General features: G+C 37.6%; 9 protein-coding genes. 8 read left to right on the top strand and 1 reads right to left on the bottom strand.

Annotation, left to right across the window (positions count from 1 at the left end):
- Window positions 1–15 precede the first annotated feature (15 nt).
- The 4 genes from K319_RS0103425 to K319_RS0103410 all read left to right on the top strand — a co-directional run bounded on the left by K319_RS0103425 (window position 16) and on the right by K319_RS0103410 (window position 5,539).
- Window positions 16–1,176, top strand: coding sequence for an aldose epimerase family protein (locus K319_RS0103425; RefSeq protein ID WP_027382354.1), 1,161 nt, complete (start codon window positions 16–18; stop codon window positions 1,174–1,176).
- A 3-nt stretch (window positions 1,177–1,179) separates the two neighbouring features.
- Window positions 1,180–2,907, top strand: coding sequence for a sodium:solute symporter family transporter (locus K319_RS0103420; RefSeq protein ID WP_027382353.1), 1,728 nt, complete (start codon window positions 1,180–1,182; stop codon window positions 2,905–2,907).
- 74 nt (window positions 2,908–2,981) lie between these two features.
- Window positions 2,982–3,626: a 3'-5' exonuclease gene (locus K319_RS0103415; RefSeq protein WP_027382352.1), complete on the top strand. Its 645-nt coding sequence runs from the start codon at window positions 2,982–2,984 to the stop codon at window positions 3,624–3,626.
- A gap of 5 nt (window positions 3,627–3,631) precedes the next feature.
- Complete coding sequence (locus K319_RS0103410) at window positions 3,632–5,539, top strand: DUF294 nucleotidyltransferase-like domain-containing protein (protein WP_027382351.1); 1,908 nt, start codon at window positions 3,632–3,634, stop codon at window positions 5,537–5,539.
- A gap of 2 nt (window positions 5,540–5,541) precedes the next feature.
- Here the strand turns inward: K319_RS0103410 and K319_RS0103405 are convergent, their stop codons facing one another.
- Entirely contained in the window at window positions 5,542–6,228 is a 687-nt protein-coding gene (locus K319_RS0103405; protein ID WP_027382350.1) for an NUDIX hydrolase, read from the bottom strand.
- A gap of 529 nt (window positions 6,229–6,757) precedes the next feature.
- Here K319_RS0103405 and K319_RS0103400 point away from each other — a divergent pair.
- From K319_RS0103400 to K319_RS0103385, 4 genes are all read left to right on the top strand, one after another.
- Window positions 6,758–9,133 (top strand): glycoside hydrolase family 127 protein, encoded by a 2,376-nt coding sequence (locus K319_RS0103400; RefSeq protein ID WP_027382349.1) that lies wholly within the window; start codon window positions 6,758–6,760, stop codon window positions 9,131–9,133.
- Window positions 9,134–9,160: 27 nt separating this feature from the next.
- The gene (locus tag K319_RS0103395; protein ID WP_027382348.1) at window positions 9,161–11,074 is read left to right on the top strand and encodes a sialate O-acetylesterase; all 1,914 of its coding nucleotides are present in this window, start codon (window positions 9,161–9,163) and stop codon (window positions 11,072–11,074) included.
- Window positions 11,075–11,294: 220 nt separating this feature from the next.
- Complete coding sequence (locus tag K319_RS0103390; RefSeq protein WP_027382347.1) at window positions 11,295–12,749, top strand: MFS transporter; 1,455 nt, start codon at window positions 11,295–11,297, stop codon at window positions 12,747–12,749.
- A gap of 293 nt (window positions 12,750–13,042) precedes the next feature.
- The gene (locus K319_RS0103385) at window positions 13,043–14,164 is read left to right on the top strand and encodes an endo-1,4-beta-xylanase (protein ID WP_027382346.1); all 1,122 of its coding nucleotides are present in this window, start codon (window positions 13,043–13,045) and stop codon (window positions 14,162–14,164) included.
- Window positions 14,165–14,257 lie beyond the last annotated feature (93 nt).

The following is a 14,257-nucleotide window of genomic DNA, read 5'->3' as shown; positions in this document are numbered from 1 at the left end:
CAAAACTTCTAAAAAATGAGAAAAACAAGTATCAACCTGATAATTCTTTTTGCCGTTTTATGTATTTTCGGGTGCAATAAAAAAGAAAATCAATCAAAAACTCAACCGGAAACAATGGAAAACATACAGGTTTCAGATTACGGAGTCACGTCAAAAGGCGATTCCATCAAAAAATATACTTTGACCAACAAAAACGGGATGAAGCTGGAAGTCATTAACTTCGGTGGAATTATCACTTCACTTACCGCTCCCGATAAAAACGGAAAATACGAAGATGTCGTTTTAGGATTTACCAAACCTGAAGATTATTTCAACGGAAATCCTTACTATTTTGGAGCATTGATTGGCCGTTACGGAAACAGGATTGCCAACGCCAAATTCACATTGGAAGGCAAATCGTATGACATCGACAAAAATGACGGTCCAAACAGTCTTCACGGAGGAAAGGAAGGATTTCATACTAAATTCTGGAATATTGAACCTGTAAAAGATGCAAAATTCCCAACGTTGAAGCTGACCTACACAAGTGCAGATGGAGAAGAAGGTTATCCTGGAAAATTGACAACAACTGTTTTTTACACGTTGACTGACGATAACACTCTGGAAATCTCTTACGAAGCGGAAACAGATAAACCAACTGTTGTGAATCTAACGCAACATTCATATTTCAATCTTTCCGGAAATTTCACAAAAACAATTACTGATCACGAATTGCAAATTAATGCAGATAAATTTTTATCGGTGAATGAAACGTTAATTCCTACTGGCGAGCAAAAATTGGTGAAAGGAACTCCGTTTGACTTCACGGTTTCAAAACCTATCGGAAAAGACATTAATTCAAATGACGACCAATTGAAAAAAGGAAAAGGCTACGACCACAACTGGATTCTGAATGGCAGCGGATTAAGAAGTATCGCAAAAGTTTATCACGCAGAATCGGGTAGAGTGATGGAAGTACTTACCGATGAACCGGGTGTTCAGTTCTATTCCGGAAATTTCCTTGATGGAAAATTTGATACCAAAACCGGAGGGAAAAATGAATTCCGAACAGGTTTTTGCTTAGAAACTCAGCATTTCCCGGATTCTCCGAATCAGACTTCTTTCCCTTCCACAGAGTTAAAGCCGGGACAAAAATATCAGTCGAAAACAATTTATAAATTTTCAGTTAAGAAATAAAGTATGGGAAATTTAGCAACTATTGATATCATCATTTTTCTTATTTATTTTGTGGTGGTAGCGTCTTACGGAATTTGGATTTACAGAAAGAAAAAATCCGTGGCTTCAGGCAGCAAAGATTATTTTTTGGCAGAAGGCTCATTAACTTGGTGGGCAATCGGGGCCAGTTTAATTGCTTCTAATATTTCGGCAGAACAATTTATCGGGATGAGTGGCGAAGGGTTTTTCGTAGGGGTAGCCGTGGCTGCTTACGAATGGATTGCTGCGCTTGCACTCATCATTATTGCCATTTGGTTCATTCCGATTTATCTTAAAAACAAGATTTATACGATGCCCCAGTTTCTGGAAACCCGTTACAACAAATCTGTTTCATTGATTATGGCTGTTTTCTGGCTGTTTTTATATGTAATTGTAAACCTTACCTCAATTCTTTATTTAGGCGCCTTGGCGATTGATACGCTGCTTGGTGGTGATAATTTGCATATTATTATGATAGGATTGCTTTTAATGGCTTTGCTGATTGGCTTGGGCGGGATGAAGGTAATCGGTTACACCGATGTGATTCAGGTAGCAGTTTTAATTATCGGAGGTTTTGCTACGGTTTATATGGCGCTGCAAATTGTTGACCAGCGAATCAACGGAGCTGCCGTAGGAAATGCTTTTGCAGGCTTTCAGACATTGATGAATGAAGCACCGCAACATTTCAAATTAATGCTTGACAAACCAGTTAAGACAACGACAACTTTAGCAATGCCGGAAAATCTTGACGTTCAGAAATATGTGGTTTTACCGGGCTTGGCAATGTATTTCGCAGGCCAGTGGATTGTGAATCTGAATTATTGGGGTTGTAATCAATACATCACGCAAAGAGCTTTAGGAGCAGATTTGAAAACAGCAAGAACCGGAATTCTATTCGCCGGATTCTTGAAATTATTTATGCCGATTATTGTAATGCTTCCGGGAATTGCAGCTTATGTATTATACACAAAGGGACATTTACCGGGCTTTAACGGGGTGAAAGATGGTGCATACTCTGCGATTTTAGGCTTTTTACCTACAGGTCTTAAAGGTCTTGCCGTTGCCGCTTTAACAGCCGCAATTGTAGCGTCTTTAGCAGGAAAGGTAAATAGTATTTCAACTATTTTCACTTTAGATATTTACAAAAAATACCTGAAAGCTGATGCTACGGAAATTCAGATGGTGAGAACAGGACGTTGGGCAATTATCATAGCAATGTTCGTGGCTTTGGCATTTACTTGGACCGATGCTTTGGGAATTGGTGGTGAAGGAGGATTTACCTTCATTCAGAAATATACAGGATTTATTAGCCCTGGGGTATTTGCGATGTTCCTTTTAGGAATGTTCTGGAAAAGAACGACCGGAACTGCAGCTTTGGTTGGAGTAATTTTAGGATTTGTCCTGGCGATTTTCTTCAATAGCTTTGCAGTGGATATTTTCGGGAAAGAAACTTGGTTATACACCGCTTTCACGTATGAGAAATTGGAAAATGGTACAGTTCATACCATTACCGAAATTCCGTTTCTGATTAATATGGGATGGTCATTCTTTTTTACGATTGTAGTAATGATTTTCATCAGCCTTGCAGGACCGAAAGTCAATCCAAAAGCTTTTGTTATTGATGCAACAATGTTCAAAGTAGATAATAGAACATTGGTCTTAATTGTCGTGACATTGCTTTTACTCACTGCACTTTATGTGAGATTTTGGTAAATTTTAATTTCATTATAGAAAAAGGATGTCATTAAGGGCATCCTTTTTATTTTTTTTATAATTTTGACAGTGTTTTGAAAACATATTTTCTTTTCATCGATACCGAAACCACAGGAATTCCAAAACGCTGGAATCTGCCTTACTCTGAAACGGGTAATTGGCCTTCAGCAGTTCAGGTTGCCTGGATTATCTATGACGAAAATGCTCAGGAAATTGAGCGTGAAAATTTTTATATTTTTGATAATGATTTGAAAATCAGTTCAAAGTCATTAAAAATACACGGGATAACAAAAGAGTTTCTCAGCAAAAACGGACAAGAAAGAAAAACGGTTTTAGAAAAATTGTCTTCGGATATTAAAGAATTTCAGCCATTGATTACGGGACATTTTACAGAGTTTGATATTCACACGTTGAGTTGCGATTTTTACAGGGCAAACCTGGAAAACCCTTTTCTGAAAAGTCATTTTTACTGTACGATGCTCAAAAGTAAAGACTACGTTGTTAATCCTGAAGCTGATTATTTTCGATTGTACCAGCTTTACGAGTTTCTTTTTAATGACACAATGGAACGTTCTCACAATGCAATGGTGGATGCAGAAATGACAGCAAAATGTTTTTTTGAAATCCAGAAACGAGGAGAAATTTCAGAAATTGAATTTCAGAATATTCATCAGGAAATCAAATCCGGATTAAAGTTTTTAACAGATAAAATGAAGTAATCAGTATGCAGGAAAAAATTATTTCACTTTTAAAGATAACAAAACCTTTTCATCTTTTACCTGAAACCGTTCTTGCGGAAATCTCGGAAACATTTACAAAAACGGAATTTTCAAAAGATACGTTGGTTTACAGACAGGAAGTGACAGAGATGAAAGGTGTGGATATTATTGAATCAGGAGAATACGAAACATTTTTTTTCGACGCAGCAGAAGACAAAAGATGTATTTCCAGACACCATTCCCCGTATTGCTTTGGCGGAATTTCAGTGGTTCTGAACAGAGTACGTGCACTGAAATCGGCTATAGCCAAAAAGGGAACTGTTGTTTACACGCTACCCAAAAAGGAATTCTATGAATTGTGTAATGCGTATGAAGATTTTTTCCACTATTTTACTTCAGATTTCGGTAAAAAAATGCTGGATGAAGAATTTTCTCATTTTGTGAAAACGCCTGCCACGTTTGAAGAAAGTTATTTTGCAGCCGACCAGCTTTATTCTAGAAAAATACAAGGAATTACCTATAAAAGTATCGTTTCCTGCGAAGAAAGTACCCCTGTTTTTGAGGTAGCTCAAATAATGGCTGCCAATAAGGTAAGTTGCATCTTTGTGAAAAAGTCAGCAAGTGAGGAGATTATTGGCTATGCAACAGATATTACTTTGCGTGATAATGTTATCGCCCGCTGCCTGGATTCCAGGATTGCAATTTCTGAGGTGATGGATAATCCCATTGTAAGTATTTCCAGCGATGCTTATCTCTATGAAGCGATTCTGATGATGTTTAAAACTAAATCAAGATATCTTCTCATAAAAGATAAGGGTGAATATCTAGGCTTTCTGAGCAGAAATCGTCTGTTGAGTGAGCAGGGACAAAGTCCGCTTGTTTTTATCCAATCTGTAAAACAGGCTGAAAGTATAGAAGAGCTGCAAAAAAAATGGAAACAGGTTCCGGATATTATCACCCAACTCTTGGGTAGGGGAGTACACGGTGAAATTGCCAGTCAGGTCATTACTACTATTGCCGATACAATAACCGGAAAAGTAATAGAAAAAGTGATCAAACAAATAGGAAAACCTCCCGCGAAATTTGCGTTTATTGTTACCGGAAGCGAAGGTCGGAAAGAACAGACACTCAGCACCGACCAGGACAATGGAATTATCTATGAAGATAAAGCCAATGAACAACGTGAAATGGTAAGGGAATATTTTCTGGATTTTGCCAAAAAAGTTTCGGATGATCTCAATACAATTGGGTTTGAATACTGCAAAGGTAATTTTATGGCAAGCAATCCCCAATGGACGCATTCTCTTTCTCACTGGAAAAGAAATTACAACCAATGGATTGAAGAACCTGTACCGGAAACCGCAATGAAGCTTTCCACATTTTTCGATTTCCGTTTTATTTATGGCGAAGAAACTATTGTGAAAGAACTGAAAACTTTTATCAAGGAAAAGCTGGTTTCGCCCAATCATCTGTTTTTTGCCCATATTGCTAAAAATGCTCTACAGTACGAACCACCTTTGACTTTTTTGAAAAGAATTAAAACCCAGACCATCGGGAAATCAGAGGTTTTTGATATTAAGACTGCGATGTCTCCAATTGTTGACTTGCTTCGTGTTTATGCATTGAAAAATCAGCTGGAAATAGAAAATACAGGCGAGAGAATGAAAAAGTTGACGGAAATCGGAGTTTTCACCCAGCATCAATACAATGAAATGCATCAGTCTTACTATTATCTGATGGCACTTCGGCTAAAAAATCAGGCAAATCAGATTAACATTGATAAAAAACGTCCTGATAATTATATCGAAATCAGTAAACTTACCAAAATAGAGCGGATCACTTTAATCGAAATCTTCAAAACCATTGCCAATTTCCAGATGGGAATCAAAGTGAAATTTACAGGAAGTTTTTAAGTTTAAATCTTGAACATAAACCCTTCCGCGATTTTCTTATTGTATTTTTTTTCATCAAAAGTGTACAGAAAAGAACCTTTTTTAGACGAGCTCATATCTTTTTCGCTGGTTTTTAACAATACATCCAAAGCATTGATTTTGCTGGTAAAATTTCTTTTGTCGTATTTTTCGTCAAAAATAGCTTCGTAAAGATTCTGTAGGTCTTTCATTGTGAATTTTTCAGGCAGCAGTTCAAAACCGATTGGCCTTGTCGTAGCTCTTCTTCTCAATCTCAAAACGGCATCTTTCACCATTGCGTTGTGGTCAAAAATAAGGTCCGGACTGTTTTTCAGATCAAACCACTTAGCGCTGTATTTTTCATTGATCTGGATATTATCCTGAATATTAATTAAAGCATAATACGAAATCGACATAATTCTGGCTGTCGGCTCACGGTCGATTTCGGTGTAGGTATTCAGCTGCTCAAGGTAGATGTTTTCTAGTCCGGTCAATGTATTCAGGACACGGTTTGCGGCTTGGTCAGAACTTTCTTTATCATCAACAAACCCGCCCATCAGAGACCATTCTCCTTTTTTAGGCTCGAAATTTCTTTGTACCAGAAGGATTTTCAGATTTTCTCCGTCAAAACCGAAAATAATGCAGTCAACTGCAACAAGATGTTTGGGATAATTAAGATAATTCTCTTCCATCAAAAAATGATTTTATACAAAGTTAAAGGTTTTGAAATAGATTCTAATATGAAAAATAAATAAATGTATGTTAGACACTTTATTTTTATGTTCTAACTATTTTTTTTAATGATTTGTTGATTTTAGGAAGTGTTTTGGGGAATTGTGTTCATCGTTTCGACAATTTATTTGCTGAAATTACTATGTATCCTATGTGAATATAATGTTAAAATTGTGTTAAATTTTCATCTTGGATTTAAGTTGAAAATTTATTCGACATATTATTTAAAATACGATAAGTATAAATTTAAATTTTTATTGTTTTTTAGAAACCCACTCTATCTATTTTGATAATGTATAAATTACATTTATTTAATTGATATTCTATGGTTTGTCTAATCTTGTTTTTTATGATAAGGTGAAACTTTTTTAAACATTTTTTTGTTGCCTGAAAAATGCTTTTTCAATAGGATTTATTTCTAAATAATGAAAATTGTTTGCCATATAGATACTTTCTTTTATTTTAGAAATGTAGAAATAACATTTATTAATGAACAAGAAATCACTGATATTATTTTTAGGCTTTACTTCGCTTGCTTTTGGGCAGGTAAAGAAAAATGTTAGCTACTTTCCGCTCAATAAGGTTCATCTGTCCGAAAGTGTTTTCAGCAAAGCGATGCAAACAGATGAGAAATATATCTTGTCGATGGATGTAGACCGGCTTCTTGCGCCGTATCTGAAAGAAGCAGGATTGAAACCAAAAAAAGAAAATTATCCAAACTGGGAAAATACTGGATTGGACGGTCATATCGGAGGACACTATATTTCTGCGTTGGCGTTGATGTACGCTTCCACAGGCGATGCAAAAATCAAGCAACGTTTGGAGTATATGATTGATGAATTGGAACGATGCCAGAATCTTTCAGGAAATGGGTATCTTTCCGGGGTTCCAAACGGTAAAAAAATATGGAGAGAAATTGCTGACGGAAACATTCGTGCCGCAACTTTCGGTTTGAATGACCGCTGGGTTCCGCTGTATAATATTCACAAAATTTACTCGGGTTTACGCGATGCCTATTGGTATGCAGGCAACGAGAAAGCAAAAAGAATGCTGATAAAGCTCACTGATTGGATGGCTGATGAAGTTTCCGGACTTTCCGATGAACAGATTCAGGATATGCTTCGCAGTGAGCACGGCGGTCTGAATGAAGTTTTTGCCGACGTGTACGACATCACAAAAAATCCGAAATATCTCAAACTTGCCCATCGTTTTTCACATCTTGCCATTTTAAACCCATTATTGATTCAGGAAGATAAACTCACAGGAATCCACGCTAATACGCAGATTCCGAAAGTGATTGGTTTCAAAAGAATTGCAGATTTGGAAAATAACAAAGATTGGAGCAATGCCGCCGATTTTTTCTGGACCAATGTTACCCAAAAAAGGTCAGCAATTATTGGTGGAAACAGTGTGAGTGAGCATTTTAATCCCATCAATGATTTCAGCGGAATGATTAAAAGTATTGAAGGACCCGAAACCTGCAATACATATAATATGCTGAAACTTTCCAAAGAATTGTATGCGACCAATCCAAAATCGTCGTATGTAGATTATTACGAAAGAGCTTTGTACAATCATATTCTTTCCACACAAAATCCTGAAAAAGGCGGTTTTGTGTATTTTACACCGATGCGTCCGGGTCATTACAGGGTTTATTCTCAGCCGGAAACCAGCTTTTGGTGTTGTGTAGGTTCAGGAATGGAAAATCAAGCCAAATATGGTGAAATGATTTATGCTTATTCTGATGAAGATTTATACGTGAATTTGTTTATTCCTTCCATTTTAAAATGGTCTGAAAAGAAATTGGTTCTGAGACAGGAAAATAATTTCCCTGAAAATCCATCGACAAAATTATTTTTTGATGTTGCTCCGAAATCAAATTTAAATTTAAAATTAAGAGCACCGGAATGGGCAAATGCTTCTGAAATTACCATTTCAGTAAATGGCAAAAATATCAATGTTACGGTTGATGCCGAAGGTTATTTTACCATTAATAAAAAATGGAAGAAAGGAGACGTTATCGAAATGAAAATGCCAATGCACCTTTCCGCAGAACAGCTTCCTGACCATTCGGATTATTTTGCCTTCAAATATGGTCCGATAGTTTTGGCGGCAAAATACGGCAAGGAAAATCAGGACGGACTTTTTGCCGATGACAGCAGAGGCGGACATATCGCGCACGGACCACAAATTCCTTTGAATGAAATTCCTACCATTTTGGGAAGTTCAGATTCGGTTTTAAGCCATTTGGAAACGGTGAATGATAAGGGTTTGACTTTCAGATTAAAAGGATTGTATCCTCAAAATAAGTTCAGTAACGGATTGAAGTTGGTTCCGTTTTATAAAATCCAGGAAGAACGTTACATTATTTATTTTCCTCAGGCGAATCAGGATAAAATCGAAATGATTCAGAAACAGAAAGCCAAAGAAGAAGAGGAAATCAGAAAACTGGATAATATCACAACCGATAAAATCCAACTTGGTGAGCAGCAGCCGGAATCCGACCATTTCATCGACAGCAAAGATTCCAACACCGGATATATGGAAGACCGCCATTTCCGTGAGGCAAAAGGCTGGTTCAGCTACCAGATGAGAAACAAAGATAAGAATGCGAAATACCTTTATCTTATTTATTTTGATGCCAACAATAACCGAACTTTGAATGTAGAAATCAATGGAATGAAAGCGATTTCTAAAAATTTCGATGGAAAAATGGGCAGTTCTCCGCAATCATTATTAATCCCGATTCCTGAATCTGAAAGTAGAAAAGATATTCTTAATGTAAAATTTAATACAAATGAAAAATCTTTGACCCCGAAAATCATTGAAGTAAGATTACTGACCCAAATGCCAGATAAAAACTAAAAGTAAACTGCAGAATTCAAATTCACTATGAAAAACAGAATCTTTTTTAAAATATTAATTTTATGCGTAGGCTTATTATGCATTTCCTTTATTGAAGCCAAAATCAAACTTCCGGCACTGGTTTCAGACGGAATGGTTTTGCAGCGTAACCAAAAACTGAATGTTTGGGGAAAAGCCGATGTTGGAGAAAAAGTGGAAGTGAAATTCCTCAATAAAAATTATAAAACCACTGCCGACCAAAACGGAAACTGGAAAATCACACTTCCGGAGCAGAAAGCCGGAGGTCCTTACACGATGACCATCAATGAAATTACATTGAAAGATATTCTCATCGGCGACGTTTGGCTCGCTTCCGGACAATCGAATATGGAACTGCCGATGCGCAGACTGACTCCGCTTTATGCTGACGAAATCAAAAATGCAAATAATCAGAACATCAGGTTTTTTACTGTTCCTCAAAAATATAATTTTAAGTCACCTCAAACTGAGCTTGATGGCGGAAAATGGGAAGCAACAAATCCACAAACGATTCTGAATTTCTCTGGTGTAGCTTATTTTTTTGCTAAAGATTTAAGCGAGAAAAATAAAGTTCCGGTAGGAATTATTCACTCCAGTTTAGGCGGTTCTCCGATTCAGGCTTGGATGGATGAAAATTCTCTGAAAAAATACCCTGAATATCTGGACGAAGCCAAAAAATGGCAAAATGATGATTTAATAAAATCTACCGAATCCGGCGAACAGGCCTTGAGCAAAGCCTGGTACACGGAACTCGACCAAAGCGATATCGGATTAAATCAACATTGGGAAAATTTCGACCTAGACGATTCTGATTGGAAAACGATGCAAATTCCAGGTTCCTGGGAAGATAAAGAAGGTTCTTTTGAAGGCTCGGTTTGGTTCAGAAAAGAAATTAATTTAACCAAAAATCAGGCAGGAAAACCTGCATTTTTAAACCTTGGTAGAATCAAAGATGCTGATGTGACATACATCAACGGAACAAAAGTCGGAAATGTAACCTATGAATATCCGCCACGTTGGTACGACGTTCCAGCAGGAGTTTTGAAAGAAGGTAAAAACGTCATTGCTGTGAGAGTTTCCAACGGTAGCGGAAAAGGGCAGTTCATCGCCGATAAACCTTATTATCTTGAAATTGATGGTAATAAAATCGATTTAAAATCCGAATGGAAATATAAAATCGGTGCTAAAATGGAAAAAATGGCTCCCGGAACTACTTTCATCCGCTGGAAACCGACCGGATTGTACAATGCAATGATTAATCCGCTCATCAATTATAATATCAAAGGCGCCATTTGGTACCAAGGCGAAAGCAACACCGGAAAACCAAAAGAATACGGCGATTTACTGACGACAATGATTACAGACTGGAGAAACAAATTCAATAACAAAGAAATGCCGTTTATCACCGTTCAGCTGGCTAATTTTATGGAGTCAAAAGCACAGCCGATAGAAAGCAACTGGGCGGAACTCAGAGACCAGCAGCGTAAAGTTTCATTACAAGTTCCGAATGCCGGACTTGCAGTAATCATCGACATAGGAGAATGGAATGACATTCATCCGCTGGATAAAAAAACAGTGGGAGACAGGCTGGCTTTGCAGGCGATGAAACTGGCTTACGGAAAAAACATCGTTGCAGACGGCCCGGTTTATCAGTCGATGAAAGTTGACGGAAATAAAATCGTTCTTACTTTCAAAAAAGGAACCGATGATTTTGCGCCAGTTTCAGAATTGAAAGGTTTTGCCATTAAAAATGCCGAAGGAAAATGGGCTTGGGCAAAAGCAAAAATCGAAGGAAAAACAATTGTGGTTTGGAATGACTCGGTAACAAATCCAGTTGCAGTCCGTTACGACTGGGCAGACAATCCCGATGGAAACCTGAAAAGCAAAACCGGACTTCCCGCATCGCCTTTCACAACGGAATAACTAAAGGCTTAAATTACTTAATTTTAAATAAACTTGTTTATTTCTAATTTATTTAAACGTTAAGGATTTAAGAAATTTAATAATAAGTAAAAATTTTAAGAAATTAACAAGTCAATTTTATTTAAGAAAAATTAAGCCTCTTAAATTCTTAATGTTTAAAAAACCTTTCATCTATCAGTCTATCATCTATTTATCTCAATAAAAAACAACCATAAACTATATGAACAATCCATCTCAGAAAATACCTGTCGTTGAAAAAATCGGCTACAGTTTGGGAGATTTAGCGGCCAATCTGGTTTTCCAGACTTTGGTGACTTACTTAGCTTATTTTTACACCGATATCTACGGATTAAAGCCGGAAGACGCCTCCATCATTACTTTGATTGTCGGGCTCATTGCCGGTTTTGGGTTCAATCCGCTGGTCGGCGCTTTGGCAGACAGAACACGAACCAAATGGGGGAAATTCCGTCCGTGGATTTTATTTTCTGCCGTTCCGTTGGGTGCAGCAGCACTTTTTGCATTCAGCACACCCAATTTTTCGTATCAGGGGAAAATGATTTATGCAGCAGCAACTTACACAATTTTATTACTCTTGTACGCAGCTAATAATTTACCTTACGCAGCACTGAGCGGCGTGATTACAGGCGATATGGGCGAACGAAACAGTATTTCCTCTTACCGTTTTGTGGCGGTGATGTTTGCACAGTTTTTCGTTCAGGTATTTATGTTGCCAATAATTTTATCGGCAGGGAAAGGTGACAAAGCAGCCGGAATCGAAATTGTGATGACCTGGTTAGCGATTATCGGAACGATTATGTTGCTCATCACATTTTTCACCACCAAAGAAAGAGTCATTCCAAAACCGGAGCAGGAATCCTCTTTGGGAGCCGATTTAAAAGACTTAAAGAAAAACAAGCCTTGGATAATAATGTTGGTAGTTACAGCCTTGATTTTCATTACTTTGGCAATGAAAGGCGGTTCGTACGTTTATTATTTCAACAATTATGTCGATGAAACTTCTTTGAAAAATTTCATTTCGCCGATTACTGCATTTTTCAGTTCCATCGGAATGAATTTCTTCGGTGAAGACCCTCGTTCAGCAGGTTTCGGGCTCTTCAATGCCGGCGGAATCATTATGATGATTGTTGGGATTACCTTCTCAAAAAGATTTGCCGATAAATACGGGAAAAGAGATGCGTTCATTGCATCATTGTTCATTTCAACTTTATTTATTGTTGCATTCATCTTTTATCCGCCAAAATCGGTAGGATTGATGTTCCTTTCGCAAATCCTTCATGGCTTTTTCTACGGAATCAGCACACCGTTGCTTTGGGCAATGATTGCCGATGTCGCCGACTATTCCGAATGGAAAAACAACAGACGCGCCACAGCAATTATTTTTTCCGCGATGATGGTTGGACTAAAAGTAGGGTTGAGCATCGGAAGCTCATTGGTTTCTTCCATTATTGGTCATTACGGCTATATTTCATCCGAAGGAACCGAAAACGTTATCCAGCCAGAATCCGTTGCAAATGGCGCTCAGATGCTGGTCAGTATTTTTCCGGCTATTCCGTTCTTTGCGGCCTGTGGATTATTAATGTTCTACGAAATCAACAAAAAAATGGAAACCCAAATCGAACAGGAACTCAAAGAAAGAAGAAAAAAAGAAGATTAATATAGGTTTGATTATTTGGGCAGCTTAATCCGTCTTCCACTCCCGCTTTTTTGTTCCGCTTTGCTCCACAAAAAGAGCTCCGTTCAAGCCGGGCTGCGAGATTCAGCATAAAAACAAATTTTACCCTTAAATACAATATTGGTCATTCTTTAGATTTAGAATTTTAATAAAGAAAATAAAAATAGCAAAAGCTCCGTAGGAGCGAACTGTTAATAGCCAATATATAAGATAAGCCATCAAGCCTCGTAGAGGCGACCTGTTAAGGTTTCACGAAGAATTAAAAAAAATTAACAATGAAAAAAATAGCCGCATTATTAGGAGTTTTAGCCTTGACCGTTTCCTGCAAAACAGCAAGTTCGGCATCCTCAAAAGATTCCCTGAAAGATGCCTACAAAAATAAATTCTACATCGGAACCGCAATGAGCCTTCCGCAAATTGACGGTACCGATGTAAAATCGGATGAAATCATCAAGAAGCAATTCAGCTCCATTGTTGCAGAAAACTGTATGAAATCAATGTTTATCCAACCTCAGGAAGGGCAGTTTTTCTTTGGCGATGCGGACAAATTTGTAGAATTCGGAGAGAAAAACAAAATGTTCATCATCGGTCATACCTTGATTTGGCATTCACAATTACCAAGATGGTTTTTCGTAGACAAGGACGGAAAAGATGTTTCACCCGAAGTTCTGAGACAGAGAATGAAAAGCCATATTTCAACGTTGGTCGGCAGATACAAAGGCCGTGTAAAAGGTTGGGATGTGGTAAACGAAGCCATTATGGAAGACGGAACGTATCGCAAAAGCAAATTTTACGAAATTCTGGGCGAAGAATTTATTCCGCTCGCTTTCCAATATGCGCAGGAAGCTGACCCGAATGCCGAACTCTATTACAACGATTACAACGAATGGTTTCCGGAAAAAGTAAAAACCGTTACCAAAATCGTCAAAGATTTGAAATCCAGAGGAATCCGCATCGATGGCGTTGGAATGCAGACCCACGTTGGATTAGACAATCCGAAACTTGAAGAATACGAAAAAGCAATCGTTGATTATGCTGCAGCAGGCGTAAAAATCAATGTTACCGAAATGGAAATCAGCGCACTGCCTTCTCCGTGGGGAACTTCTGCGAATGTCTCCGACAAAGTAGAATACGAAGCCAAAATGAATCCTTACACCAAAGGATTACCTGAAAATGTGACGAAAGAATGGGAAAACCGTTATCTGGATTTTTTCAGACTGTTCCTGAAACATCAGGATAAAATAAGACGGGTGACATTGTGGGGCGTTACCGACAATCAATCCTGGAAAAATGACTTTCCGGTAAAAGGAAGAACCGATTATCCGTTGCCATTTGACAGGAATTACCAGGCAAAACCTGTCGTTGAGAAAATCATTCAATTAACAAAAGAAAAATAATCTCGAAAAAGCTTTTAAAGTTTTAAGATTTAAAAATATTATCTCGCAGATTTAGCGAATTGAGCAGATTTTTATTGGAATAATCTGCGAAAT

This window comes from Epilithonimonas caeni DSM 17710 (genome assembly GCF_000426465.1).
Lineage (GTDB): Bacteria > Bacteroidota > Bacteroidia > Flavobacteriales > Weeksellaceae > Epilithonimonas > Epilithonimonas caeni.
This window is presented reverse-complemented; position numbering and strand designations above follow the sequence as displayed.